Source organism: Streptomyces sp. NPDC051582, assembly GCF_040681715.1.
Classification (GTDB): Bacteria; Actinomycetota; Actinomycetes; order Streptomycetales; family Streptomycetaceae; genus Streptomyces.
This window is the reverse complement of sequence record NZ_JBFAZJ010000051.1, coordinates 1-25345: the sequence shown is the minus strand read 5'-3', so window position 1 is coordinate 25345 and position 25345 is coordinate 1. Positions and strand designations below refer to the sequence as shown.

23 protein-coding genes and 1 pseudogene are annotated in these 25345 nt (G+C 71.2%); 4 read left to right on the top strand and 20 right to left on the bottom strand.

The window, feature by feature from the left end:
- Positions 1-2 precede the first annotated feature (2 nt).
- The 4 genes from alaS to rpsD all read right to left on the bottom strand — a co-directional run bounded on the left by alaS (position 3) and on the right by rpsD (position 4254).
- Positions 3-2672 (bottom strand): alanine--tRNA ligase, encoded by a 2670-nt coding sequence (gene alaS / locus AB0M92_RS36985; RefSeq protein ID WP_366106761.1) that lies wholly within the window; start codon positions 2670-2672, stop codon positions 3-5.
- Complete coding sequence (locus AB0M92_RS36980; protein WP_366106760.1) at positions 2672-3022, bottom strand: DUF6167 family protein; 351 nt, start codon at positions 3020-3022, stop codon at positions 2672-2674. Before AB0M92_RS36980 ends, alaS begins: the two co-directional genes overlap by 1 nt.
- Positions 3023-3030: 8 nt before the next feature.
- Positions 3031-3462: a DUF948 domain-containing protein gene (locus tag AB0M92_RS36975; RefSeq protein WP_366106759.1), complete on the bottom strand. Its 432-nt coding sequence runs from the start codon at positions 3460-3462 to the stop codon at positions 3031-3033.
- Between the two features lie 180 nt (positions 3463-3642).
- Positions 3643-4254, bottom strand: coding sequence for a 30S ribosomal protein S4 (gene rpsD / locus AB0M92_RS36970; protein ID WP_030294564.1), 612 nt, complete (start codon positions 4252-4254; stop codon positions 3643-3645).
- A 55-nt stretch (positions 4255-4309) separates the two neighbouring features.
- Between rpsD and AB0M92_RS36965 the strand changes: the two genes are divergently transcribed.
- Positions 4310-5224, top strand: a complete 915-nt coding sequence (locus tag AB0M92_RS36965) for a DUF2470 domain-containing protein (RefSeq protein ID WP_366106758.1) — start codon at positions 4310-4312, stop codon at positions 5222-5224.
- A gap of 7 nt (positions 5225-5231) precedes the next feature.
- Here the strand turns inward: AB0M92_RS36965 and AB0M92_RS36960 are convergent, their stop codons facing one another.
- The 3 genes from AB0M92_RS36960 to AB0M92_RS36950 are packed head-to-tail and all read right to left on the bottom strand — an operon-like array spanning position 5232 to position 8024.
- Positions 5232-5939: an HNH endonuclease family protein gene (locus AB0M92_RS36960; protein WP_366106757.1), complete on the bottom strand. Its 708-nt coding sequence runs from the start codon at positions 5937-5939 to the stop codon at positions 5232-5234.
- Positions 5940-5998: 59 nt separating this feature from the next.
- The gene (locus tag AB0M92_RS36955; RefSeq protein WP_366106756.1) at positions 5999-7369 is read right to left on the bottom strand and encodes a replication-associated recombination protein A; all 1371 of its coding nucleotides are present in this window, start codon (positions 7367-7369) and stop codon (positions 5999-6001) included.
- 40 nt (positions 7370-7409) lie between these two features.
- A complete protein-coding gene (locus tag AB0M92_RS36950) occupies positions 7410-8024 on the bottom strand; it encodes a vitamin K epoxide reductase family protein (protein WP_366106755.1) in 615 nt (204 codons plus the stop codon).
- 136 nt (positions 8025-8160) lie between these two features.
- Here AB0M92_RS36950 and AB0M92_RS36945 point away from each other — a divergent pair.
- A pseudogene (locus AB0M92_RS36945) lies at positions 8161-8682 on the top strand (ABC transporter ATP-binding protein); the annotation flags it as partial.
- Between the two features lie 62 nt (positions 8683-8744).
- On the opposite strand, the gene hisS reads toward AB0M92_RS36945, so the two are convergent.
- Positions 8745-10004 carry a histidine--tRNA ligase gene (gene hisS, locus AB0M92_RS36940; RefSeq protein ID WP_366106754.1) on the bottom strand — a complete coding sequence of 420 codons (1260 nt, stop codon included), beginning with the start codon at positions 10002-10004 and terminating at the stop codon, positions 8745-8747.
- 10 nt (positions 10005-10014) lie between these two features.
- On the bottom strand, positions 10015-10725 hold the full coding sequence (locus AB0M92_RS36935; protein ID WP_366106753.1) for an MBL fold metallo-hydrolase: 711 nt from the start codon (positions 10723-10725) through the stop codon (positions 10015-10017).
- A 183-nt stretch (positions 10726-10908) separates the two neighbouring features.
- Between AB0M92_RS36935 and AB0M92_RS36930 the strand changes: the two genes are divergently transcribed.
- Positions 10909-11691, top strand: coding sequence for a peptidylprolyl isomerase (locus AB0M92_RS36930; RefSeq protein WP_366106752.1), 783 nt, complete (start codon positions 10909-10911; stop codon positions 11689-11691).
- Between the two features lie 190 nt (positions 11692-11881).
- Positions 11882-13111, top strand: a complete 1230-nt coding sequence (locus tag AB0M92_RS36925) for a DUF349 domain-containing protein (RefSeq protein WP_366106751.1) — start codon at positions 11882-11884, stop codon at positions 13109-13111.
- Positions 13112-13182: 71 nt separating this feature from the next.
- On the opposite strand, the gene AB0M92_RS36920 is transcribed toward AB0M92_RS36925, so the two are convergent.
- The 11 genes from AB0M92_RS36920 to ruvC form a co-directional block, all read right to left on the bottom strand.
- The gene (locus AB0M92_RS36920) at positions 13183-14325 is read right to left on the bottom strand and encodes a caspase family protein (RefSeq protein ID WP_366106750.1); all 1143 of its coding nucleotides are present in this window, start codon (positions 14323-14325) and stop codon (positions 13183-13185) included.
- Positions 14309-14725, bottom strand: coding sequence for a hypothetical protein (locus tag AB0M92_RS36915; RefSeq protein WP_366106749.1), 417 nt, complete (start codon positions 14723-14725; stop codon positions 14309-14311). Before AB0M92_RS36915 ends, AB0M92_RS36920 begins: the two co-directional genes overlap by 17 nt.
- Positions 14718-16073: a serine/threonine-protein kinase gene (locus AB0M92_RS36910; RefSeq protein ID WP_366106748.1), complete on the bottom strand. Its 1356-nt coding sequence runs from the start codon at positions 16071-16073 to the stop codon at positions 14718-14720. The genes AB0M92_RS36915 and AB0M92_RS36910 overlap by 8 nt, the downstream gene beginning before the upstream one ends.
- 31 nt (positions 16074-16104) lie before the next feature.
- The gene (locus tag AB0M92_RS36905) at positions 16105-18543 is read right to left on the bottom strand and encodes a bifunctional (p)ppGpp synthetase/guanosine-3',5'-bis(diphosphate) 3'-pyrophosphohydrolase (RefSeq protein WP_366106747.1); all 2439 of its coding nucleotides are present in this window, start codon (positions 18541-18543) and stop codon (positions 16105-16107) included.
- Between the two features lie 195 nt (positions 18544-18738).
- Positions 18739-19290, bottom strand: a complete 552-nt coding sequence (locus AB0M92_RS36900; RefSeq protein WP_366106746.1) for an adenine phosphoribosyltransferase — start codon at positions 19288-19290, stop codon at positions 18739-18741.
- The gene (secF, locus tag AB0M92_RS36895; protein ID WP_366106745.1) at positions 19287-20345 is read right to left on the bottom strand and encodes a protein translocase subunit SecF; all 1059 of its coding nucleotides are present in this window, start codon (positions 20343-20345) and stop codon (positions 19287-19289) included. Before secF ends, AB0M92_RS36900 begins: the two co-directional genes overlap by 4 nt.
- A 3-nt stretch (positions 20346-20348) precedes the next feature.
- Positions 20349-22142: a protein translocase subunit SecD gene (secD, locus tag AB0M92_RS36890; RefSeq protein WP_366106744.1), complete on the bottom strand. Its 1794-nt coding sequence runs from the start codon at positions 22140-22142 to the stop codon at positions 20349-20351.
- A 153-nt stretch (positions 22143-22295) separates the two neighbouring features.
- On the bottom strand, positions 22296-22808 hold the full coding sequence (gene yajC, locus AB0M92_RS36885; protein ID WP_366106743.1) for a preprotein translocase subunit YajC: 513 nt from the start codon (positions 22806-22808) through the stop codon (positions 22296-22298).
- 164 nt (positions 22809-22972) lie between these two features.
- Positions 22973-24034: a Holliday junction branch migration DNA helicase RuvB gene (ruvB, locus tag AB0M92_RS36880; RefSeq protein WP_366106742.1), complete on the bottom strand. Its 1062-nt coding sequence runs from the start codon at positions 24032-24034 to the stop codon at positions 22973-22975.
- Positions 24035-24094: 60 nt separating this feature from the next.
- Positions 24095-24718, bottom strand: coding sequence for a Holliday junction branch migration protein RuvA (ruvA, locus tag AB0M92_RS36875; protein WP_366106741.1), 624 nt, complete (start codon positions 24716-24718; stop codon positions 24095-24097).
- Positions 24715-25254, bottom strand: coding sequence for a crossover junction endodeoxyribonuclease RuvC (gene ruvC, locus AB0M92_RS36870; protein WP_366106740.1), 540 nt, complete (start codon positions 25252-25254; stop codon positions 24715-24717). The genes ruvA and ruvC overlap by 4 nt, the downstream gene beginning before the upstream one ends.
- Positions 25255-25345 lie beyond the last annotated feature (91 nt).

The following is a 25345-nucleotide window of genomic DNA, read 5'->3' as shown; positions in this document are numbered from 1 at the left end:
GGTCAGGCCGTCTCGACGACGAGGCGCTCGACCGCGGCGATGGCGTCCGGGATGGCGGCCGGGTTCTGGCCGCCGCCCTGGGCCACGTCCGGCTTGCCGCCACCGCCGCCGCCGAGGGTCTTGGCGGCGGTACGGACCAGGTCACCGGCCTTGAGACCGCGCTCGCGGGCGGCCTCGTTGGTGGCGATGACGGTCAGCGGGCGGTCGTTCGCCGTGGTGAACAGGGCCACGACGGCGGGGTGGTCGCCCTGGATGCGGCCGCGGACGTCGAGGACCAGCTTGCGCAGGTCGTCGGCGCCGGTGCCGGCCGGGACGGTGCCCACGACGAGGGCCACGCCGCGGATGTCCTGGGCGTTCTCGGCGAGACCGGCGGCGGCCTGGAGGACCTTCTCCGCGCGGAACTTCTCGATCTCCTTCTCGGCGTCCTTCAGCTTGCCGAGCATGGAGGCGATCTTCTCCGGCAGCTCCTCCGGACGGCCCTTGACCAGCTCCTGGAGCTGGGCGACGACCGTGTGCTCCTTGGCGAGGAAGTTGTACGCGTCCACGCCGACGAGGGCCTCGACACGGCGCACGCCGGAGCCGATGGAGGACTCGCCGAGCAGCTTCACCAGGCCCAGCTGGGCGGTGTTGCCGACGTGCGTACCGCCGCACAGCTCCTTGGAGAAGTCGCCGATCGTGACGACGCGCACGCGCTCGCCGTACTTCTCGCCGAACTCGGCGATGGCGCCCTGCTTCTTCGCCTCGTCGATGCTCATGATCTCGGCCGTGACGTCGAGCTCGCGCGACAGCACGTCGTTGATCTTCTGCTCGACGTCGGTGAGGACGGTGCCGGGGACGGCGTTAGGCGAGCCGAAGTCGAAGCGGAAGCGGCCGGGGCTGTTCTCGGAGCCGGCCTGGGCGGCCGTCGGGCCGAGGGCGTCGCGCAGCGCCTGGTGGGTCAGGTGCGTGGCCGAGTGGGCGCGGGCGATCGCCCGGCGGCGGTTGATGTCGATGGCGGCGTATGCGGAGGCGCCCACCGTCACCTCGCCGACCTGCACGGAGCCCTTGTGCACGGAGACGCCCGGGACGGGCTGCTGCACGTCGCGGACGACGATGACGGCGCCCGAGTCGAGCTTGATCCGGCCCTGGTCGGCGAGCTGGCCGCCGCCCTCGGCGTAGAAGGGGGTGCGGTCGAGGACGACCTCGACGTCGTCGCCCTCGGAGGCGGCGGGCGCGGAGACGCCGTTGACCAGGAGGCCGACGATGGTGGACTCGCCCTGGGTGGTGGCGTAGCCGGTGAACTCGGTGGCGCCGGAGCCGTCGGCGATCGCCCGGTAGGCGGACATGTCCGCGTGACCGGTCTTCTTGGCCTTGGCGTCGGCCTTGGCCTTGTCCTTCTGCTCCTGCATCAGGCGGCGGAAGCCGTCCTGGTCCACGGAGAGGCCCTGCTCGGCCGCCATCTCCAGGGTGAGGTCGATCGGGAAGCCCCAGGTGTCGTGGAGCAGGAACGCCTTGTCGCCGGCCAGGACCGTGCCGCCGGTGGCCTTGGTCTCGGTGATGGCGGTGTCGAGGATGTTCGTGCCGCCGCGCACGGCCTTGAGGAAGGCGGCCTCTTCGGCGAGCGCGACGGTCTCGATGCGCCCCCGGTCGGTGACCAGCTCCGGGTACTGCTGCCCCATCGTGTCGATCACGACGTCGACGAGGTCCTGGACGACCGGGCCGGTGGCACCCATGAGACGCATGTTGCGGATGGCGCGGCGCATGATGCGGCGCAGCACGTAGCCGCGGCCCTCGTTGCCGGGGGTCACGCCGTCGCCGATGAGCATGACGGAGGTGCGGATGTGGTCGGCGACCACGCGCATCGAGACGTCGGTGCCCTGGGCGGCGCCGTACTGCACGCCGGTCAGCTCGGTGGCCTTGTCCATGACCACGCGAAGGGTGTCGGTCTCGTACATGTTCTGCACGCCCTGCAGGATCATCGCGAGGCGTTCGAGGCCGAGACCGGTGTCGATGTTCTTCGACGGCAGGTCGCCGAGGATCGGGAAGTCTTCCTTCCCGTCGCCGGCGCCGCGCTCGTACTGCATGAAGACCAGGTTCCAGATCTCCACGTAGCGCTCGTCGTTGACGGCCGGGCCGCCCTCGACGCCGAACTCGGGGCCGCGGTCGTAGTTGATCTCAGAGCAGGGGCCGCAGGGGCCCGGGACGCCCATGGACCAGAAGTTGTCCTTCTTGCCCAGGCGCTGGATGCGCTCGGCGGGCACGCCGATCTTCTCGCGCCAGATGGTCTCGGCCTCGTCGTCGTCGAGGTAGACCGTGATCCAGAGCTTCTCCGGCTCCAGGCCGTAGCCACCGTCCGCCACGGAGCTGGTGAGCAGCTCCCAGGCGTACTTGATGGCGCCTTCCTTGAAGTAGTCGCCGAAGGAGAAGTTGCCGCACATCTGGAAGAACGTGCCGTGGCGGGTGGTCTTGCCGACCTCTTCGATGTCCGGCGTACGGACGCACTTCTGCACGCTGGTGGCCCGGGGGGCGGGCGGCTTGGTCTCACCGAGGAAGTACGGCTTGAACGGGACCATGCCCGCGTTGACCAGCAGAAGAGTCGGGTCGTCCGCGATGAGCGACGCCGAAGGGACAACGGCGTGACCGCGCTCCTCGAAGAAGCTCAGCCAGCGGCGGCGGATTTCAGCCGACTCCATCAGTGGTCCTCATTCCGGTTGTACGAACCCGCCGGGCGGATCGTGTGGGTGGTCTTGTCGTTCTGGATGGCCCGCAGCCGCCGCGGCCCGGGAAGGGCGGTGACGTTGTCGGGGCGGTCGGGGTCCTGGTGGAGCCCCAGTGCATCGTTCAGCTCGTCCTCGCGCTGCGTCATTCCCGCCTTGACGTCGAGGGCGAAGTCCTTGAGGCGGTGACCCGCTTCCACGGCCTTGTCGGCGGCCTGGGCGGCGAGGCTCTCCGGTGTCAGCTTCTTGAGCTGGCGGTTGACCTTGGTGGTGGCCCACACGCCGGCGGCTGCGCCGGCGGTGAACCAGAAGGCTCGGCGGAACATCGGAGGTTTCAGCCCTTCTGCTTCCGGCGCCGGGCCGCCGGCACCGTACGGCCAACGATCACAGTACGTCGGGACGTGTTCTGCGGCGCGGCTTCCGTGGATTTGCCCAGTGCCTTGCGGACGCCGTAGCCGAAGGCCGCGACCTTGACCAGCGGCCCGCCGAAGGTGGAGGCCACGGTGGAGGACAGCGCGGAGGCGTTCGAGGTGACTTCCTGGACGTCGCTGGCGATGGCGTCGACCCGGTCGAGCTGGGTGCGCGCGGAGCGGACGGTGGTGGAGGCGTCCGCCAGCAGCGGGACGGCCTGCTCGGTCACGTCCGCCACCAGCTTGGTGGTCGCCTTGAGCACCTGGGCCAGCCTCACCAGCACCACGGCGAGGAAGGAGACCAGGATGGCCCAGAAGACGGCCACGAGGATCCCGGCCACCTCTCCACCGGTCACGTTGCACCGCTCTCTGCAAGTCTCTGCGTGTTGATCACCAGACAGGTCTTTCTCCGACCCTATCGCGCCGGGGATCCGCCGCCGTACCGGAATTCCGGGTGCGCCGAAAACAGGAAGCCCGCCGGCTCCCCCAGAGGGGAACCGACGGGCTGACCAGCCTGTGAGGCTACGGCCGCCGGATCAGCGGGCGTAGTACTCGACGACGAGCTGCTCGTCGCAGATGACCGGGATTTCCTTGCGGTTCGGGTCGCGGTCCAGGCGGAAGGCCAGGGCCTTCAGGTTGACCTGCAGGTAGCGCGGGGTCTCGCCCTCGCCTGCGTAGCCACCCTCACGGGCAACCTGGAACGGAACCTTCTCGCGGCTGCGCTCGCGCACGGTGATGACGTCGTCCGGGCGGACACGGAACGACGGCTTGTCGACCTTGCCACCGTTGACCTCGATGTGGCCGTGAACGACCATCTGGCGGGCCTGGTAGATCGTCCGGGCGATGCCCGAACGCAGGACCAGGGCGTCGAGGCGACGCTCAAGCTCGACGACCAGCGCCTCGCCCGTCTTGCCTTCGGCCTTCTTGGCGCGGTCGTACGCGCGGGCCATCTGACGCTCAGAGATGTCGTACTGAGCGCGCAGACGCTGCTTCTCCAGCAGACGAACCTTGTAGTCCGAGTTCTGCTTGCGGCCACGGCCGTGCTCGCCCGGCGGGTAGGGGCGGGCCTCGAAGTACTTGACGGCCTTCGGGGTCAGCGCAATGCCGAGGGCACGCGACTTCTTGACCTTGGGTCGCTTCTGGTTCACGGGGAACCTACCTCCATGTAAGTTAGGTGAGGCTTACCTTATCGAGGAGGACGTAATGTCTCGACCACATGGGATCCCCCTGCCCAGTGCGCAACGCAGTCCGGATTCAGACGAAACAGAATCCGCTTGCGCCGACGATAAGCAAGGTCAGCCGCGTCCCAGGGAAGGCGTTCGGCAGCTCACCGGAGCCGAACGCGTACGAACCCTCGTAGAGTCCAACGCCTCAGTATCCCTCATGCTGCCGGGTGCTTTCGACCAGGTGCGGTCGCCTGACCAGGCAGAGCTCGGGGCAGGGATGCCGGCCACGCGGACCGTCACCCCGGACGGGGACGTGATTCTCCTGGTGTCAGGGGAATCCGCGGCTGCCAGGGCAGCCGCTCACGCCCAGGACGACGACCTCACGGCCGTGATCGAGATCACGGATGTGGCGCCGGTGTCCGTGCCCCATCGTATCCGAGGCCGCGCATGGCTCGCCGGGTGGCTGACCCGGGTGCGCGGGGACGACCGCGCGGCCTGCGCCGCGCTGCTGGCGGAGCGCCGGCCGGTGGGCGAGCTGCTCGGGCTGCACGGCCGCCCCTCCCACGTGATGCTGCGCCTGGAGGTCGGCGAGATCTCGGTGGACGATCTGTGGGGCGCCGAGCACGTGGACCCGCAGGAGCTGGCCGCGGCGGAGCCCGACCCGATGGTGAACCACGAGACGGAGCTCCTGCAGCACCTGGCCGCCGCGCACCGCGACCGGATCGGGGACCTGTGCGCGCTGCTGGGCCCGCGGGAGAGCGCGGGCACGACCGCGGTCCCGCTGGCCCTGGACCGGCTGGGCCTTCGGGTCCGTTTCAGGGACGGGGACTCCTCCTTCGACGCCCGCTTCGACTTCCCCGCTCCGGTGCGCGACGTCTGCGAGCTGCGCCGGGCGATGCACACCCTGTTCGCGGCGGCGGAGGGCCGCGGGCGGGCGGGTCGATGCGGTTAGGCCGTGTTCAGGGGCAGGTTGCGAGCATGGCGCTCAGCGCCGTCTTCTCCGGCGGGGTCACGGACAGTCCGTACTCGGCCTTGATCCCGACGTAGCGGCGGGCGTACTCGCAGTGGTACTCCGCGCGCGGCGGCTGCCACTTGTCGGCCGTCTTGCTGCCCTTGTCCTGATTGGTCTGCTTGTCGACGGCGAGCAGGACGTCGAGGTCGTTCGCGTACGCGAGCCTGCGCTGCGGCGTCCAGGCGTACGCGCCGCCCCGCCAGGCGGCCCCGAGCGGCACGACGTGGTCGGTCTGGATCTGCGAGGCCTTGCGGTAGGAGTACGGGAGGGTCTTGCCGGTGTAGGGGTCGTGCAGGACTCCGGAGACCACGACGCAGGGGTTGCGGTCGCCCGCGCGCAGCTCGCTCAGGTCCCGGCGCAGGACGTCGTCCCGGGTGTCGCATCCGTTGCGGCCGCCGACGGCGTCGGTGTCGTCGGACCAGTACCGGCCGAAGTTCTCCCTCTTGTACGTCTGCCAGTTCTCGCCCCACCCGACCGTGAGCCGGGCCAGCAGCTCCTTCGCGGTGCCCGCGTCCGGCGGGAAGGCCGGGCCTGCGAGCGGCACCTGCGCCACGAGCCGGGCGGCGCTGGCCCGGGCGGTCACTCCGTCGCCGTGGTGGCACCCGGTGATCAGAAGTACTGCGACCAGCGCGGGCAGCGGAGCGCGACGTCCCATGCCCCGGAGCGTAGGCTCCGGCCGGATCCCCCGCACGCGGTGGCCACCGCGCGGGGCACTCAGGCGCCGGACGGGCCGGAACCGCCTCCCCGCAGCCGCTCGCGGACCTTCTCCACCACGTCCGCGTACCGCGCCTCGGCTCCGTAGCGGGTCGGTTCGTAGTACCGCTTCCCGTGCACCGCGTCGGGCGCGTACTGCTGGGCCGCGATCGCGCCCGGGACGTCGTGCGGGTACACGTACCCCACCGCGTGGCCCAGCTTGGCCGCGCCCTTGTAGTGGCCGTCCCGCAGATGCGTCGGGACCGGGCCCGCCAGGCCCGCCCGGACGTCCGCCAGGGCCGCGCCGATCGCGGTCGTCGCGGTGTTCGACTTCGGGGCCAGGGCCAGCGCGATCGTCGCGTGCGAGAGGGTCAGCGCGGCCTCCGGGAAGCCGATCATCGCCACCGCCTGGGCCGCCGCCACCGCGAGCGGCAGGGCCGTCGGGTCCGCCAGGCCGATGTCCTCGCTCGCCGAGATCATCAGCCGGCGGGCGATGAACCGCGGGTCCTCCCCCGCCTCGATCATCCGCGCCAGGTAGTGGAGCGCGGCATCGACGTCCGAGCCGCGGATCGACTTGATCAGCGCGCTCGCCACGTCGTAGTGCTGGTCGCCGTCCCGGTCGTACTTCACCGCCGCCCGGTCGACGGCCTCCTCCACCGTCTGGAGGCTGATCTCGGACTCCCCCTTGGCCATCGCCGAGCCGGCGCCGGCCTCCAGGGCCGTCAGCGCCCGCCGGGCGTCGCCGCCCGCGATCCGCAGCAGGTGCGCCTCGGCGTCCTCCGGCAGGGTCACCGCCCCGCCCAGCCCGCGCTCCTCCGTCAGCGCGCGCCGCATCAGCGCGCTGAGGTCCTCGTCCGTCAGCGGTTCCAGCGTGAGCAGGAGCGAGCGCGACAGCAGCGGGGAGATGATCGAGAAGTACGGGTTCTCCGTGGTCGCGGCGATCAGCGTCACCCAGCGGTTCTCCACGGCCGGGAGCAGCGAGTCCTGCTGGGCCTTGCTGAAGCGGTGGATCTCGTCGAGGAAGAGGACCGTGTCCTTGCCGTACCCGCCGGCCGCCCGCTTGGCGCCCTCGATGACGGCCCGTACTTCCTTCACGCCCGCGGTGATCGCCGACAGCTCGACGAACCGCTTGCGCGTCGCCTGGCTCACCACGTACGCCAGAGTGGTCTTTCCGATGCCCGGCGGGCCCCACAGGATCACCGACGAGGCGCCGGCCGGACCGCCCGCCCCGTCCCCGACCAGCCGCCGCAGCGGTGATCCGGGCTTCAGCAGGTGTTGCTGGCCGACGACCTCGTCCAGGGTGCGCGGGCGCATCCGGACGGCGAGCGGGGAGCTCGACGGGTCCTTCTCCCTGCGGTCTTCGGCGGCGGCGGTGAACAGGTCTGGTTCCACACAGGAAGCCTAAGCGAGCCCACTGACAGCGGGCCGCGCCTCAGGAGGTCCAGAAGTCCCACCAGCGCGTCAGGATGAGCATGCCGATGATCCCGACGTGCAGCACCGGCAGCACCCAGGTGAACTCGTCGAGGAAGGCCCGCAGCCAGCCCGGGGCGGGCAGCAGCCCCTCGCGCACGTTGAACGCGGTGACGTACCAGAACATGAAGATCGTGGCGACCCAGGCCAGGCAGCACCACAGGCACAGCGAGTTGATGTTGTAGAGCGACTGGTACATGAGCCAGGTGCAGAACCCGACGCCGAAGAGCATGCCCGCGTTCAGGGTCAGCCAGTACCAGGGCCGGAACCGGGCCCCGGCCAGCACGCTCATGCCGACGCAGACGACGATGCCGTAGGCGACCAGACCGAGCATCGGGTTCGGGAAGCCGAACACGGCCGCCTGCTCGCTCTTCATGATGTTGCCGCAGGAGACGATCGGGTTCAGGCTGCAGCCCGGCGTGAAGTTCGGGTCCTCCAGCAGCTTGAACTTGTCGATCGTGATCACCCAGGCGGCGAGCAGTCCCAGGGCACCCGTGACCACCAGCAGCAGGGCCAGGGCCCTGCCGGCGCCTACCGTCCGCGGGGCGGTGTCTGCGTCCGTACCTCGTGTCGTCATACCGCCCGCTCCACATCTGCAAGGTCAACAAGCACCGGCCATTGTGCCGTACGGAGCTGTGTGTCCACCGTTCGATGGACATAAGGACGTACGCACGGGGGGACCGGTGGCCCGTGTTCCGCCACACCATGGGGACATGACACGGAACGCGGTGGAAGTACGGGGGCTTCGCAAGCAGTACGGCGGGGTCACCGCGGTGGACGGACTCGATCTGACGGTCCGGCAGGGCGAGGTCTTCGGCCTCCTCGGGCCCAACGGCGCGGGCAAGAGCACGACGGTGGAGATCGTCCGCTACTACCCGGCCCCGCGCGACCCGGCCGAGGTCATCGCCCTGGTCGGCCTGGAGCACAAGCGCGAGCAGCGGGTGAAGGGCCTCTCGGGCGGCCGGCGGCGCCGCCTCGACGTGGTGCTCGGCGTCATCGGCGATCCCCGACTGCTGCTCCTCGACGAGCCGACGACCGGCTTCGACCCGGCGGCCCGGCGCCGGTTCTGGGACCTGATCCGGCTGCTCGCCGGGGAGGGCACCACCATCGTGCTCACCACGCACTACCTGGAGGAGGCCGAGGCCCTCGCCGACCGCCTCGCGGTCATCGCGAGCGGCAAGGTCGTCGCCGAGGGCGAACCGGCGGAGCTGCGCTCGCGCTTCGGCACCGGCGCCAACGCGAGATCGGCCGCCGTCCGGGGCGCCGGGCAAGCCCGGGCGCCCGCGGGCGACGGCCGTCAGGCCAGCTTGGCGCGCAGTACCTCGACGACGTCCGCCAGGGCGACCGGGGACTGCTCCCCGGACTCCATGTCCTTCAGCTGGACGACGCCTTCGGCGAGGTCGCGGTCGCCCGCGATCACCGCGAAGCGGGCGCCCGACCGGTTGGCGTCCTTCATCGCGCCCTTGAGGCCCTTGCCCCCGTACGAGATGTCGGCCGCGACACCGGCCTTGCGGAACTCCGTGACCAGCCCGAACAGCACCGGCTTCGCCTCGCCCAGCGCCACCGCGAACACCGACGTCGCCGGCGGGATGTCCAGCTCGATGCCCTCCGCTTCGAGTGCCAGCACCGTACGGTCCACGCCCAGCGCCCAGCCCACCGACGGCAGGGCCGGTCCGCCGATCATCTCGGACAGGCCGTCGTAGCGGCCGCCGCCGCCGACGGCGGACTGCGAGCCCAGACCGCCGTGGACGAACTCGAAGGCGGTCCGCGTGTAGTAGTCCAGTCCGCGCACCAGCTTCTCGTCGTCCTCGAAGGCGACCCCGGCCGCCGTGATCAGCGCCCGGACCTCCTCGTGGTACGCCTTGCACGCGTCGCACAGGTAGTCCCGCAGCATCGGCGCGCCGACGAGCTGCTTCTGCACCTCGGACCGCTTGTCGTCGAGGACGCGCAGCGGGTTGATCTCGGCCCGCCGGACGGTCTCCTCGTCCAGGTCCAGTCCGCGCAGGAAGGCCTGGAGCGCCTCCCGGTACACCGGGCGGCACTCCTTGTCGCCCAGCGAGTTCAGCAGGATCCGGAAGTTGCGCAGGCCGAGCGCGCGGTACGCCTGGTCGGCCAGGATGATCAGCTCCGCGTCCAGCGCCGGGTCCTCGGCGCCGATCGCCTCGGCTCCGACCTGCGAGAAGTGGCGGTAGCGGCCCGCCTGCGGGCGCTCGTACCGGTAGTAGGAGCCCGAGTACCAGAGCTTGACCGGCAGGTTGCCCTTCTTGTGCAGGCTCGCCTCCAGCGCCGCGCGCAGCACGGAGGCGGTGCCCTCCGGGCGCAGGGCCAGGTTGGTGCCGCCCTTGGTGGTGAGGGTGAACATCTCCTTGGTCACGATGTCGGTGGACTCCCCGACACCGCGCGCGAACAGGTTGACGTCCTCGAAGCCGGGCGTCTCGATGTAGCCGTACCCGGCCTTGCGCAGCGGGGCCGAGATGGCGTCGCGGACGGCCAGGTACTTCGCCGAGTACGGCGGGATCAGGTCGTACGTGCCCTTGGGGGCCTTGAAGGTGCTCACGAAACTCTCGTCACATTCCTCGTCGTGGAGACGTGAAACCGTCTCCCAGGCCGGCGGCCACCTGCCGCAGGTACGGGTTGGTGGCGCGCTCACGGCCAATGGTCGTGTGCTCGTTGTGACCGGGCAGCACCACGGTCGCGTCGTCGAGCGGCAGGCACACGCGGGCCAGCGATTCGAGCATGTCCGCGTGGCTGCCGCCCGGGAAGTCGGTACGTCCGATGGAGCCGGCGAAGAGCAGGTCGCCCGAGAACAGCAGCGGGGGGACGTCCCCCGCCCCGGACATCCCGAAGGTCACCGACCCCTTCGTATGCCCGGGCGCGTGCGACACGGTCAGCTCCATGCCCGCCAGCGCCAGCTTCGCGCCGTCGGTGAGCTCCTTCACGTCGGAGGGCTCCCCCACGGTGAGCTCGCCCATCAGCTGCGCTCCCAGGGAGCGGCCCAGCGCCTTCTCCGGGTCGCTCATCATGAAGCGGTCCTCGGGGTGGATCCACGCCGGTACGTCGTGTGCTCCGCACACCGGGACCACCGAGGCCACGTGGTCGATGTGGCCGTGGGTGAGGACGACCGCGACGGGCTTGAGCCGATGCTTCTTCAGCGTCTCCTCGACACCCCGGGTGGCCTGGTGGCCCGGGTCGATGATCACGCACTCCTCACCGGCGGCGGGGGCGACCACGTAACAGTTGGTCCCCCAGGCCCCTGCGGGGAACCCGGCAATCAGCACGTTCGTCCTCAATCGTCGTCCGGCGGGAGCTTGGGCGGCGGCCCTGTTCGGAATGCCGCTGTTCAGAGCCTACCGGCGCCGCTCGTTCCACAGCGAACCCATATACGGTACGGCCTTGGGGTGTCCGGCGGATCATGGCCGGGCCCGGACAGCGGTGCCATACACGTACAAGGAGACGACCCGGTGGTCACGAGCGATCAGCGGCGGCGACAGCTCGCCAGGGAAAAGTACGAGCGCCAGCAGAAGCGCCGGGCCGAGGCCCGGCACAAGGCGCGGCAGCGGGTGGCGGTGATCGGCGCGGCGGTGGCCGTCGTGGTCGCGACGCTGGTCGGCCTCGTCGTGGGCGGTGTCTTCAACAAGGACAAGAAGGACAGCGCGGCGGACCCGGCGGCGAACCCGTCGGCCTCGCCCTCGCCGAAGGCCTCGCCCGCGCCGGCGATGGCGATCGACAAGAACGCGAAGTACACGTTCGACCTGAAGACCACCGCGGGTGAGATCAAGTTCGAGATGGACGCGGCGAAGACGCCGGAGACCGTCAACTCGTTCAAGTCGCTCGCGGACAAGGGCTTCTTCGACAACACCAAGTGCCACCGCCTGACCACCTCCGGGATCTTCGTCCTGCAGTGCGGCGACCCGGAGGGCTCGGGCATGGGCGGACCCGGCTACACCATCGCGGACGAGAACCTCGACTCGCTGGGCAAGCCGAACGAGCAGGGCCAGGTGATCTACCCGGCGGGCACGGTCGCGATGGCCAATACCGGCCAGCCGCACAGTGGCGGCAGCCAGTTCTTCCTGGTCTACAAGGACAGCCCGCTGGCGCCGTCGTACACCCCCTTCGGCAAGATCGACGCGGCGGGTCTGAAGGCGCTGGAGGAGGTGGCCAAGGCCGGTACGGCCGACGGCGGCCAGGACGGTGCCCCGAAGACGCCGGTGACCATCCAGAAGGGCGCCGTCACCCAAAACTGACGGGTTCCGGCGCCCCCGGGCCCGGCCGGCGTCCGGCCCGTACGGCGATATTCCGTCGTGCGGGATGCGGACAGCCGGCCCGGCGGTCGCCTATGTTGGCGTTGTGCAGGGCGGGCGCTGCCCGCCCCAGGAAACTGTGGACGATGCCCAGGGGGTGAACCCCTCGCAGGCATCAGGTGGAGGAGGCGCTGTGAGCAGCGACCCGTGGGGCCGCGTCGACGAGACGGGCACCGTGTACGTGCGTACTGCCGAGGGCGAGAAGGTCGTCGGCTCCTGGCAGGCGGGCACCCCCGAGGAGGCCCTGGCCTACTTCGAGCGCAAGTACGAGGGCCTGGTGGTCGAGATCGGCCTCCTCGAACGGCGGGTGCGGACCACCGATCTGTCCGCCAAGGACGCGCAGACGGCCATCGACCACCTGCGCACGCAGGTGGAGGAGCACCACGCCGTGGGCGACCTCGACGCCCTGCGCGTCCGGCTGGACAAGCTGGTCGCGACCGTGGACTCGCGGCGCGAGGAGCGCAAGGTCCAGAAGGCCAAGCAGACGGACGAGGCCCGTGCGGCCAAGGACGCGCTGGTGGCCGAGGCCGAGCAGCTCGCGCAGAGCGACCAGTGGCGCAGTGCGGGCGAGCGGCTGCGGGCCCTGGTGGACACCTGGAAGGGTCTGCCCCGCCTGGACCGCAAGTCGGACGACGAGCTGTGGCACCGCTTCTCGCACGCCCGCTCCGCCTTCTCCAAGCGCCGCAAGGCGCACTTCGCCTCGCTCGACGCGCAGCGCGAGGACGCCCGCAAGGTCAAGGAGCGGCTGGTCGCGGAGGCCGAGTCGCTGTCGAAGTCGACCGACTGGGGTCCGACGGCCGCCCGCTACCGCGAGCTGATGGCGGACTGGAAGGCGGCGGGCCGGGCCCAGCGCGAGTCCGAGGACGATCTGTGGAACCGTTTCCGCGGTGCGCAGGACGTGTTCTTCGCGGCGCGCGGCGAGGTGTTCGCGGAGCGCGACGCCGAGCAGGTGGAGAACCTGAAGCTGAAGGAGGAGCTGGCCGACGAGGCCGAGAAGCTCGTCCCGATCACGGACCTGAAGGCGGCCCGGGCCGCCTTCCGCTCCCTCAACGAGCGCTGGGAGGGCATCGGCCACGTGCCGCGCGACGCCCGGCCGAAGGTCGAGGGCCGGATGCACGCGGTGGAGCGGGCGATCCAGGAGGCCGAGGAGGGCGAGTGGCGTCGTACGAACCCGGAGGCGCGGGCCCGTGCGGCCGGTCTGACGGGTCAGCTCCAGGCCGCGGTCGACAAGCTGCGTGGGCAGGTCGACGCGGCCCGCGCAGCGGGCAACAACGCGAAGGCCGACAAGCTGTCGCGCGAGCTGGAGGGCCGCCAGGCCCTGCTCGACCAGGCCCTGAAGGGCCTGGAGGAGTTCGGCGGCTAGTCACGCCCTGAGTACGCAGGAGGCCCCGGTGCGGAACTTCCGCACCGGGGCCCTCTCGTGTGCACGGTGGGTCAGGACAGGGCGCGGCTGCCGTCCTCCAGCAGGTCCAGGGCGTGTTCGAGCACCGCGCAGGCCTCGACGTGGTTCCCGGACTCCTGGAGCAGCGCGGCCAGGCGCCGGCAGACCTGTACCGCTTCCGGTCCGTAGAACCGGTGTGCCTGCTGGAACGCCTCTTCCAGCACCTCGATCGCCTCGCGGGTCTGTCCGGTCTCCTGGAGGATGTCGGACAGTTCGACCTGGACGGCCAGCAGGTCGCCCTCGCCGTCGGGCATCCGCTCCTGCAGCGCGAGGCGCAGCACGGGCAGCGCGTCGCCGCTGCGGCCCGCCGCCCTCAGCGAGCGGGCCAGGCCGATCCCGGCGACGACCATGGCCGAGCGCACGTCGCCGGGCAGGACGGGGCCGGCGGGTGCGCCGAGCACGGCGCGGGCGCGGTTGCGCACCAGCCGCAGCCTGCCCATCCCGCGTTCCTGGGCGCTCTGCGGCAGCGGCCGGTTCTTGCTGCGCAGCCTGGCCTCCATGGTCCGGCACAGGGTGTCCAGGTCGATCAGTTCGGGGCCGTCGTGGATTCCGTCGCGCAGGATCCTCAGCAGCTCCCCGGTGAACGCGGTGTACCGCTCGCCGTCCGGGGCGAGGGCCACCCGGTCGCGGGGCGAGGCGGTGAGGACGTACGCGCCTTCGACGGCCGCCTGGGCCGCGAGCGCTTCCTCCTCCCCGGCGAGCGTACGGGCGGCCCGGCCGCTGAAGCAGCAGTCGAGCACGACCACCTTGCGCCGGGCCCGGGAGTCGCGCAGCGCGGACCGCAGGTGTTGGTAGGCGACGGCGGTGTAGCCCACGTGCTCGCGGGATCCCTGGAGGGCCAGGTAGAGGTCGGCGGTCTCCGCGTCCCTCATGCCGTGGCCCGCGAAGTAGACCAGGAGCGTGTCGGCGGCCTCCTCGCCCGCCCGGTTCACCGGGTCGAGCAGCTCGGCGGGGTGCTGCGGGTCCAGCACGGTCGTGCAGTGCTGCGCGGGCAGTCCCCAGACGGTCGCGTCGCAGAGCTCGGCCGCCAGGTCCTTCACGTTGGCCTCGACGGCGGGGAGCGCGGCAAGGTGCCGGTATCCGGCGGTGCCGACGAGCACCGCACGGGAGGCCCCGGGGTCAGGAAGCCCCGTCATCGTCCCCGCCCGGCGGCTGTGAGGGCTCCAGGGCGGCGACGATCCTGCGCAGCGCCTCGGGGTCGGTGGCGGCCGCTCCGGTGAGCCGGACCTCATATCCGTCGCGGTGGACGGTCAGGGCGGGTGCCTGGCGGCGGGAGGCCTGCCACTGGAGCACGGAGACGAGGAGGGAGGCGACGGACAGGCCCGTGCCGAGCGTCAGCTGGAGGAGTTCGAACTCGCCGCCCATGGGGGTCGCGCGGGCAGGCACCTCGTCGGCGGGCGGCGGGGACGCGATCGCGGCGCGTACGCCGCTGCCGAGGTCCTCGTCCGCCTTCAGCCAGCGCAGCAGCGACCGGAGCTCGGTCTCGGGCCCGGCTCCCGCTCTGCGCGGGTCGACCCGTAACGCGTATTCAGTCATCCGATCCGTCCCTCTCCTGCGCGTGGTGCGCGCTCACTCGTGCGAACAGCTCCAGCGCCAACGCCGCTTCCCCCAGGCGGGCTTGGCATACGGCCTGCCAGAACTGGCAGGCGAGCGTGGTCGGGTGGTCCGCCCCGAGCGATTCGTGGCAGAAGGCGAGCACGTCCGCGAGCAGCCGGGCCGCCTGCCGGAACTCCCCGCGCTGCACGAGCACGACGGCCTCGCGCTGGCGCGACAGGGCGGTGCGCTCGGTCATGCGGCTGCGGACGAGATTCCTGGTGACCTCGCTCAGGACGGCCTCCCGCCGGGCCCGTGGCAGGGCGGGGCTCGGGAAGGCACCCCCGGTGATCGCGTTCGGCACGTGCGGGACGGCGTCGGTCACGTCCACCTGGCGCCAGTCGTACTCGGGCTGCTCGGGTGCGGGCGGCGCGTGTCCGGTCGCGTGTCCGGCGAGGGGCGGTGCATCGAGCCGGCGGGTGATGAGCCGTACGACCTGCTCCTTCCCGCCGGCCGCCCAGGGACTCAGCAGTGCCGCCGCGGCGGCCGCGCCGGCCGGCCGGTTCCGGTAGTCCGCCGCGCACAGGACGTCCACGGCTTCCGCCAGGCCGTCGGGGAGCGAGAGCCCCCTCTCCCGCAACGGCGGCAGCCCCTCGGCGGCCCGGAGCACCAGGACGCCGAGGTCCACGGCCCGGCCGCCGAACGGCGGGCTCCCGGTCAGCATGTAGTGCAGGCAGGCGCCGACGCCGTAGAGGTCCGTGGCCGCTGACGGCGCCAGTCCGCCGATCCGTTCCGGCGCCATGTACTGCACGGTGCCCATCAGCCTGACGCCGGTCTCGGTGATCCGCGGTTCCTCGGCGACCACGGCGAGGCCGAAGTCGTAGAGGACGACGTGGCCGTCCCGGCTCACCCGGACGTTGCCGGGCTTCACGTCGCGGTGCAGTACGCCGCTCCTGTGAGCTGCCTCCAGGGCGCCGAGCATCTCGACGGCGATCCAGACCGCCGCGGCCGCCGACAGCGGCCTCCCGGCGGCGAGAACCGGGAGGTCCACGCCATCGAGCACCTCCATCACCAGGTACGGCGCACCGCTGGCGTCGTCCACCCCGTAGTCGTGTATGCCCACGACACCGGGATGGCTGATCCGCGCCAGCGCGATGGCTTCGCGGAGGAACCGCTGCTCCATCTCCTGCGTGAGGCTCGTGCTGAAGGCCGAGAGGAGCTTCACCGCCACCCGCCGCTGCAGCTGGGTGTCCTCCGCCTCGAAGACCACGCCCATACCGCCCCGCCCCAGTACGTCGAGCGGCCGGTAGCGATGGACGAGCCCCGCGGGGAAGACGTCGTTGCCTGCCACGTTTCCCCCCGGGGTGGCGTCGGTGAAGCGGTCAGGGCCTCCTTGCCGATGTCACACGGTAGACGTCGTAGACGCCTTCCACACCCCGTACGGCCTTCAGGACGTGGCCCAGGTGCTTGGGGTCGCCCATCTCGAAGGTGAAGCGGGAGGTGGCCACGCGGTCGCGGGAGGTCTGGACGGCCGCGGAGAGGATGTTCACGTGCTGGTCCGACAGGACCCGGGTGACGTCCGAGAGCAGCCGGGACCGGTCCAGCGCCTCGACCTGGATGGCGACCAGGAAGACCGAGGACTGGGTGGGGGCCCACTCGACCTCCAGCATCCGCTCGGGCTCCTGGGAGAGGGAGTCCACGTTGACGCAGTCCGCCCGGTGAACCGATACGCCGCTGCCGCGCGTGACGAAGCCGACGATCGGGTCGCCCGGCACGGGGGTGCAGCAGCGGGCCAGCTTGACCCACACGTCGTCGACGCCCTTGACGACCACGCCCGGGTCGGCGTTCTTGCGGCGCGTGCCGCGGGTCCGGGAGGGCGGGACGCTCTCCTCGATGTCCTCGTTGGCCGCTTCCTCGCCGCCGAGGGCCTGCACCAGCTTCTGTACGACGCCCTGCGCGGCCACGTGGCCCTCGCCGATCGCCGCGTACAGGGAGGAGATGTCGGGGTAGCGCATCTCGTGCGCGAGGGTGACGAGCGAGTCGCCGGTGAGGATGCGCTGGATCGGCAGGTTCTGCTTGCGCATGGCCCGCGCGATGGCGTCCTTGCCGTGCTCGATGGCCTCCTCGCGGCGCTCCTTGGAGAACCACGCGCGGATCTTGTTGCGGGCGCGCGGGGACTTGACGAAGCCCAGCCAGTCGCGGGACGGACCCGCGCCCTCGGCCTTGGAGGTGAAGACCTCGACGAGGTCTCCGTTGTCCAGGGTTGATTCGAGCGGGACGAGGCGGCCGTTGACCCGGGCGCCTATGGTCCGGTGGCCGACCTCGGTGTGTACGGCGTACGCGAAGTCCACCGGGGTGGCCCCGGCCGGCAGGGCGATGACGTCGCCCTTCGGCGTGAAGACGAAAACCTCGTTGCGGGAGAGGTCGAAGCGCAGCGAGTCGAGGAACTCGCCCGGGTCCTCGGTCTCCTTCTGCCAGTCGAGCAGCTGGCGCAGCCAGGCCATGTCGTTGACCGTGTCCTGGCCGGCACTGCCCTTGGCGGCCTGCGGGACGTCGGTGCGGACCTTGGAGGTGCCGGCGACGGTCTGCTGCTTGTACTTCCAGTGCGCGGCGATGCCGTACTCGGCGCGGCGGTGCATGTCGAAGGTGCGGATCTGGAGTTCGACCGGCTTGCCGCTGGGTCCGATGACCGTCGTGTGGAGCGACTGGTACATGTTGAACTTGGGCATCGCGATGTAGTCCTTGAACCGGCCGGGGACCGGGTTCCAGCGCGCGTGCACCGTACCGAGGGCCGCGTAGCAGTCCCGGACGGTGTCCACGAGGACGCGGATGCCCACCAGGTCGTAGATCTCCGCGAAGTCACGGCCGCGGACGATCATCTTCTGGTAGACGCTGTAGTAGTGCTTGGGGCGGCCGGTGACGGTGGCCTTGATGCGGGCGGCGCGAAGATCGGTCTGGACCTCGTCGGTGACGACGGTGAGGTACTCGTCGCGCTTGGGCGCGCGCTCGGCGACGAGGCGGACGATCTCGTCGTACATCTTGGGGTAGAGGATCGCGAAGGCGAGGTCCTCCAGCTCCCACTTGATCGTGTTCATGCCCAGCCGGTGCGCCAGCGGGGCGTAGATCTCAAGGGTCTCGCGGGCCTTCTTCTCCTGCTTCTCCCGCTTGAGGTAGCGCATGGTGCGCATGTTGTGCAGCCGGTCGGCGAGCTTGATGACCAGGACGCGCGGGTCCTTGGCCATGGCGACGACCATCTTGCGCACGGTCTCGGCCTGCGCGGCCTCGCCGAACTTGACCCGGTCCAGCTTGGTGACGCCGTCGACGAGCAGGGCCACGGCGTCGCCGAAGTCGCGGCGCAGGTCCTCCAGCCCGTACTCGGTGTCCTCGACCGTGTCGTGCAGCAGGCCCGCCATCAGGGTGGCCGGGTCCATGCCGAGCTCGGCGAGGATCGTGGTCACCGCGAGCGGGTGGGTGATGTACGGGTCGCCGCTCTTGCGCTTCTGGCCGCGGTGCCAGCGCTCGGCCACCTGGTACGCCTGCTCGATCTGGCGCAGCGTGGCCGTCTCGATCTTCGGGTCGTTGCTGCGGACTATGCGGAGCAGCGGTTCCAGTACCGGGTTGTACGGGTTGGAACGCTGGACGCCGAGGCGGGCGAGCCGGGCGCGCACGCGGTTGGAGGACCCGGCCGACTTCGCGGGCGCGGGCTTCGCGGGCGCGGGCTTCACCGGAGGGGCCGGCGGGGGCGTGGCGGGGGGCGTCGCGGCCCGCTCGGCCTGCGGGTCGGGCTGCGCGGCGGAGAGTGGCTGGACCTCGTCTGGCAAGAGCGCTCCTCTGGGGGTCCCCCTGGACTGAGTCCGGGGGAGGATCCGGGGCCCCGGTCAGGTCCGGACAACCAATGGTAGCGATGGTTCCCCCGGCCCGTTCCCCGAGCCCCGGCCGCTTCGCGCCCGCCGCACGCGCCGAAGCGGGCGGGTACCGGGACGTCCCGGTACCCGCCCGCTTCACGGTCGGTGTCGTCAGACGACGATCAGCGCGTCCAGCGGGGCCTGCCCGAGGGCGCCGGCCAGCCGCGCGCGGCCCGGCAGGAACGACAGCTCCATCAGGACCGCCACCCCGGCGACCTCCGCCCCGGCCCGGCGGATCAGCGAGAGCGAGGCTTCGGCGGTGCCGCCCGTGGCCAGCACGTCGTCGATGACCATGACCCGGTCACCGGCCGACAGGTCCTCGGCGTGGACCTCGATCTCGGCCGTGCCGTACTCCAGCTCGTACGACTGCGCGAGCGTCGCGCCCGGCAGTTTGCCGGCCTTGCGCACCGGCACGAAGCCGATGCCCGCCTGGACCGCCACCGGCGCCGCGAGGATGAACCCGCGCGCCTCCAGCCCAACGATCTTCGTCGCGCCGTACTGCCCGGCCAGCTCCACCAGCGCGTCCGTCAGGGCCGCGAAGGCCTTCGGGTCCGCCAGCAGCGGGGTGATGTCCTTGAACATCACGCCCGGCTTCGGGTAGTCCGCCACGTCCTTGATCCGGCCGAGCAGCAGTTCGCGCACCTCGGGAGAGAGCGTGCTCACCGGCGCCGCCCGGCGCGGCCCTGGGCCACGACCTGCGGGGTCTCGGAGCCCTCGAAGCCCTCGTCCTCCGGGGACTCGCCCTTGGCCGCGGCGGCCGCCCGCTTGGCGAGCACCCGCTTCTTCAGCGCCTTCATCGCCGGCTCGCGCTCCTTGAGGTCCACGACCAGCGGGGTCGCGATGAAGATCGAGGAGTACGCACCGGCCGCGAGACCGACGAACAGCGACAGCGAGATGTCGTTCAGCATGCCGGCGTCCAGGAGGCCGCCGCCGATGAAGAGCAGCGCCCCGACCGGGAGCAGCGCCACGACGGTCGTGTTGATCGAACGGACCAGGGTGCCGTTGATGCTGCGGTTGGCGATCTCGCTGAACGTGTAGCGGGTCTGCTTGGTGATGTCCTTCGAGCCCTCCTTCAGACCGTCGAAGACGACGACGGTGTCGTAGAGGGAGTAACCGAGGATCGTCAGCAGACCGATCACGGTGCCCGGCGTGACCTCGAAGCCGACCAGCGCGTACACGCCGACGGTGATGGTGAGGTCGTGGATCAGGGCGATCAGCGCGGCGACGGCCATCCGCCACTCGAAGGCGATGGCCAGGTAGATCACCACGAGGACCATGAAGATGCCGAGGCCCGTCCAGGCCTTGTTCGCGATCTGGTCGCCCCAGCTGGGGCCGACCAGGTCCGCGTTGATCTCGGCCTCGGGCACCTTGAGGTCGGCCGCGAGCTTGGTCTTGACGGCGTTGGCCTGCGCGGGGTCCAGGCTGGAGATCTGGATGCGCAGGGTGCCGTTGCCGAGCTTCTGGACGATCGCCTGGTGGCCGGAGGCGTTCTCGGCGTCGTCGGTGGCCTGGGTCACCGACACGGCGGTCTTCGGGGTGGTGAAGACGGCACCGCCCTTGAACTCGATGCCCATGTTGAGGCCCTGAACGGCCAGGGCCACGATCGCCGTGATGGTGATCAGGATGGAAACGCCGTACCAGACGAAGCGCTTGCCGACGAAGTCGTAGCCGACCTCACCGCGGTACAGCTTGGCGCCGAGATCTCCCAGCTTCGACATCTCTCACGCCTCCTTTACGTCGACGGGAGCGGTGGCGGAACCGGAACCGGTACCGGAGCCGGTGCGGCGGGACCGGCGCAGCGGCGGCTTGGCGCCGAGCCGCTTCGGGTCCAGGCCGGACCAGGGGTGGCCGCTGGAGAAGAACTTCGTACGGGCCATCAGCGTCATGATCGGCTTGGTGAAGAGGAACACCACGACCACGTCGAGCACGGTGGTCAGACCCAGGGTGAAGGCGAAACCCTGCACCTTGCCGACCGTGACGATGAACAGCACCGCGGCGGCCAGGAACGACACGAAGTCGGAGACCAGGATGGTGCGCCGGGCGCGCGGCCAGGCCCGCTCCACGGCGGGGCGCAGGGTGCGGCCCTCGCGGATCTCGTCGCGGATGCGTTCGAAGTACACGATGAACGAGTCCGCCGTGATGCCGATCGCGACGATCGCACCGCAGACGGCGGGCAGGTTCAGCGCGAAGCCGATGCCCTTTCCGAGCAGCGCCATGATCGTGTAGGTGAGGATCGCGGACACCAGGAGGCTGACGATGGCGATGAAGGCCAGGCCCCGGTAGTACACGAGCAGGTAGATCACCACGAGGATGAGGCCGATGGCCCCGGCGATGAGGCCGGCCTTCAGCTGCTCGCCGCCGAGCGCGGCGGTGACGGTGGTGACGCTGTCCTCCTGGAAGGTCAGCGGCAGGGCGCCGTACGAGAGCATGTTGCCCAGGTCCATCGCGGACTGCTGCGTGAAGCCGCCGGAGATCTCGGCGTTGCCGCCGGTCAGCGCCTGGCTGACGGACGGGTCGGAGACGACCTCGCCGTCGAGCACGATCGCGAACTGGTTCTGCGGCATCTGCTTGGTGGCGAGCTCACCGGTGATCTTGGCGAACTTGTCGGCGCCCTTGTCGGTGAACTGCATGGTGACGATCCACTGCCCCGTCTGGGGGTTGATCTGTCCCTTGGCGTCCTTCACGTCGGTACCGGACACACCGACCGGGCCGAGGATCCACTTGCCCCAGGCGTCTCCGCGCTTGCCACAGGCGACCGTCGCGTCCTCGGGCTTGACGCCCTTGCCGGCCGCGGCGCGCTGCGCCTCGTTGGTGCAGTCCAGGGCCGCGAACTTCGCCTGGAGTTCGGCGGCGGCCGCCTCGACGCCCGACGGGGTCGGGGTGGGGGCCGGAGCCTTGTCGTCTGCCTTCTTCGACTCGCTCGCCGAGGGCGAGGGAGAGGCGGTGGCGGCCGGGGCCTTGAGGGCCTCGCTGAGCACACGGCCCTGGGAAGTGGCGCTGGACGACGGGCTGGCCGGGGCGCTGGGCTTGCCGCTGCCCTCGGCCTTCGGGGCACCGGAGGTGCTCGCGGACGGGCTCGGCGTGGCCTCGGGGGCCGCCGGGGCGCCGTCGGCGAAGGCCAGGACCGGACGGAAGTAGAGCTGGGCGGTGGTGCCGACCTGCTCGCGGGCCTGCTTCTCGTTCGTCCCCTTGGGGATGTTCACGATGATGTGGTCGCGGCCCTGCGTCTGGACCTCGGCCTCCGACACGCCGAGACCGTTGACGCGGCGCTCGATGATGCCGACCGCCGTGTTCATGTTGGTCTCGTTGATCGCGTCCGGCTTGCCGGGCTCGCTCTTGGCCTTGAGCGTGATGCTCGTACCGCCCGCGAGGTCGATGCCGAGCCGGGGAGTCGTCTGCTTCGTGAGGAACATCCCCGCGGTGAGCGCCACCATCGCGATCAGGATGATCGCCAGGGCACGCCCCGGCCTCCCCTGAGCCCCCGTGGGCCGCCGGCCCTTCTTCGGTGCTGCCACCTTGTCGTATCTCCCTGTCCAACCGCCCCGCGCCGGGTCAGCGCGCGGACGGCCACGAAATGTGTGGTGGGGACCCCTGCCCCCCGCAGAAGTGTCACTGACGGGGACCGCGCCGGCCGCCGGTCAGGCGCCTGCCCGGTCCCCGGCCGCGCGCTACTTCGCGCCGGCCTCGCCGTCGGCCTTGCCGTCCTTGGGCTCGTCGCCCTTGGGTCCGTCGCCCTCGGGCAGGCCGTCCTTCGGCTCTTCGGCCTCGGGCGCGTCCTTCTTGCCCAGGTCGAGCTTCGGGGCGTCGGCCTCGTCCGCGCTCTTGTCCGCGTCCTTGTCGAGGGTCAGCGAGGAGGCGTCGTCCGGAACGACCGGCGTGTCGATCGTCAGATCATCACTGGCGCCGTGGACGATGCGGTTGTACTCCGCGTCGTCCAGGACGGCGCCGATGGCGTTCTTCGCGTAGATCGCGTGGACGCCGGGGGCCACCTCAAGGGTGACGGTGTCCTCGCCGACCTCCTTCACCGTGGCGTACATGCCGCCGATGGTGCGGACGCCGGCGCCCGGGGCCATGTGGTCGCGCATCTGCGCGGCCGCCTGCTGCTTCTTCTTCGCGGAGCGGGTCATCAGGAACATCGCCCCGATGAGCACGATGAACGGGAGGAGTGTCACGAGATTCACGGGACGGAGATCCTTCGCACGACCGCACGGGAGACGGTCAATTTCTACGGGGGTGGGTACGCCGACCTGAAGGGTCGGCATCGGCGGAGTCTAGGCGAGTCCGCACCGATGGAACAACGCCCAGCATGGCACCGCAGTTCCTGACGGGGCGAACCTCCGCGCCGTCAGGCCCCGAACAAGCCCTGTTGTCCGCTTGATCCACTCCCCTGCTGGTGGGGCGGTACGAGGCCCAGGTGCGCCCATGCGGCGGGGGTCGCGACCCGGCCGCGCGGGGTACGGGCCAGCAGGCCTTCCCGTACGAGGAACGGCTCGGCGACCTCCTCGACGGTCTCCCGCTCCTCGCCGACCGCGACGGCGAGGGTGGACAGCCCCACCGGGCCGCCCCCGAACAGCTTGAGCAGGGCTTCGAGCACCGCGCGGTCGAGACGGTCGAGGCCGCGCGCGTCCACCTCGTACACCTGGAGGGCGGTGCCGGCCACCTCGCGGGTGATCACTCCGTCGGCCCTGACCTGCGCGTAGTCGCGGACGCGGCGCAGCAGGCGGTTGGCGATGCGCGGGGTGCCCCGGGAACGGCCGGCGATCTCGGCGGCGCCGGCGGTGTCGATCTCCACGTCCAGGAGGCGGGCGGAGCGGTGGATGACCCGTTCCAGCTCCTCGGGGGCGTAGAACTCCATGTGCCCGGTGAAGCCGAAGCGGTCGCGCAGCGGCGGCGGGAGGAGGCCGGCGCGGGTGGTGGCCCCGACGAGGGTGAAGGGCGGCAGCTCCAGCGGGATGGCCGTGGCCCCCGGCCCCTTGCCGACGATCACGTCGACGCGGAAGTCCTCCATGGCCATGTAGAGCATCTCCTCGGCGGGCCGGGACATGCGGTGGATCTCGTCGAGGAAGAGGACCTCGCCCTCCTGGAGGGAGGAGAGGATGGCGGCGAGGTCGCCGGCGTGCTGGATGGCGGGGCCCGAGGTGATCCGGATGGGCGCGCCCATCTCGGCGGCGATGATCATGGAGAGGGTGGTCTTGCCGAGCCCGGGCGCACCGGAGAGCAGCACGTGGTCGGCGGTGGCCCCGCGCTGGCGGGCCGCCTTCAGCACCAGGTCGAGCTGCTGGCGGACCTTCTCCTGGCCGACGAACTCGCCGAGGTCCTTGGGCCGCAGGGCCGCCTCGACGGCGGTGTCCTCGCCGTCCGCGGCCGCCGCAACGATGCGGTCGTCGCTCTCGTCATCCCAGTTCACGTGCTCAGTCTGCCTTCTGCGTCAGTGCGGTGGTCGTTCCCGGTCCGGGCCCCGAGGGGGTCAGCGGGTGCGGTTCAGGGACTGGAGGGCGGCGCGCAGCAGCTGGGGTACGGGGGCGCCGGCGCCGGCGGCGATGGCCGCCTCCGCCTGCGGGGTCACGGCGTCGACGGCGTCCTCGGCGTCCCTCGCCGCGTAGCCGAGCCCGATCAGCGCCGCCGTGAGCTGCTCCGCCCAGGGGGCCGGTCCGGACGCCACGACCCGCTGGGCCCCGACCACCGCGGTCGCCGCCCCCAGCTTCCCCTTCAGCTCCAGCAGCAGCTTCTGCGCGCCCTTCTTCCCGATGCCGGGCACGGCCGTCAGGGCCTTCTCGTCCCCCGACTCGACGGCCACGCGCAGCGCGTCCGGGCTGTGCACCCCGAGCATCGCCTGCGCGAGGCGCGGCCCGACCCCGCTCGCCGTCTGGAGCAGCTCAAAGACCTGTCGCTCGTCGTCGTCGGCGAAGCCGTACAGCGTCAGCGAGTCCTCCCGTACGACCAGCGACGTGGCCAGCCGCGCCGTCTCCCCCATCCGCAGGCCGGCGATGGTGTTCGGCGTGCACTGCACGGCCATGCCCACTCCCCCGACCTCGATCACGGCCAGGGTGGGGGCGAGCGCGGCGACCGGGCCGCTGACGAAGGCGATCATGAGGGGCGGCCTTTCGAGGCGTGCAGGGCGTGCTGGGCGAGCGCCTGCTGGAGGCGGTTCTGGGCGGGGGCCCGCCAGATGTGGCAGATGGCGAGGGCGAGGGCGTCCGCGGCGTCGGCCGGCTTGGGCGGGGCGGACAGCCGCAGCAGCCGGGTCACCATCGCCCCGACCTGCGCCTTGTCGGCCCGGCCGGAGCCGGTGACGGCCGCCTTGACCTCACTGGGGGTGTGCAGGGCGACCGGTATGCCGCGGCGCGCCGCGCACAGCATGGCGACGGCGCTCGCCTGGGCGGTGCCCATGACGGTGCTCACGTTGTGCTGGCTGAACACCCGCTCCACGGCGACGACTTCGGGCCGGTGGCGGTCCAGCCACTCCTCGATGCCCTGCTCGATCGCCACGAGCCGGCGCCCCAACTCCGCGTCCGCTGGCGTCCGTACGACGCCCACCGCGAGCATCGTCAGCGGGCGGCCGGCGACCCCCTCGACCACGCCGACACCGCACCGGGTCAGCCCCGGGTCCACGCCGAGTACGCGCACTCCGCCCACCCCCCTCCGTCGATTGCCAGTGCGTGCAGGCTAACCGGTGGCACTGACAAAGCGGCGGGCCGGCGGGGTGTGTCCCCGCCGG

What these genes read in the sequence shown, in the direction of transcription:
- AB0M92_RS36965 (WP_366106758.1), top strand. Translation starts at nt 4,310, where the DNA reads ATGTCTCGACCACATGGGATCCCCCTGCCCAGTGCGCAACGCAGTCCG.
- AB0M92_RS36920 (WP_366106750.1), bottom strand. Translation starts at nt 14,325, where the DNA reads ATGACGGGGCTTCCTGACCCCGGGGCCTCCCGTGCGGTGCTCGTCGGC.
- AB0M92_RS36960 (WP_366106757.1), bottom strand. Translation starts at nt 5,939, where the DNA reads ATGGGACGTCGCGCTCCGCTGCCCGCGCTGGTCGCAGTACTTCTGATC.
- secF (WP_366106745.1), bottom strand. Translation starts at nt 20,345, where the DNA reads ATGTCGAAGCTGGGAGATCTCGGCGCCAAGCTGTACCGCGGTGAGGTC.
- AB0M92_RS36915 (WP_366106749.1), bottom strand. Translation starts at nt 14,725, where the DNA reads ATGACTGAATACGCGTTACGGGTCGACCCGCGCAGAGCGGGAGCCGGG.
- alaS (WP_366106761.1), bottom strand. Translation starts at nt 2,672, where the DNA reads ATGGAGTCGGCTGAAATCCGCCGCCGCTGGCTGAGCTTCTTCGAGGAG.
- AB0M92_RS36950 (WP_366106755.1), bottom strand. Translation starts at nt 8,024, where the DNA reads ATGACGACACGAGGTACGGACGCAGACACCGCCCCGCGGACGGTAGGC.
- ruvA (WP_366106741.1), bottom strand. Translation starts at nt 24,718, where the DNA reads ATGATCGCCTTCGTCAGCGGCCCGGTCGCCGCGCTCGCCCCCACCCTG.
- AB0M92_RS36980 (WP_366106760.1), bottom strand. Translation starts at nt 3,022, where the DNA reads ATGTTCCGCCGAGCCTTCTGGTTCACCGCCGGCGCAGCCGCCGGCGTG.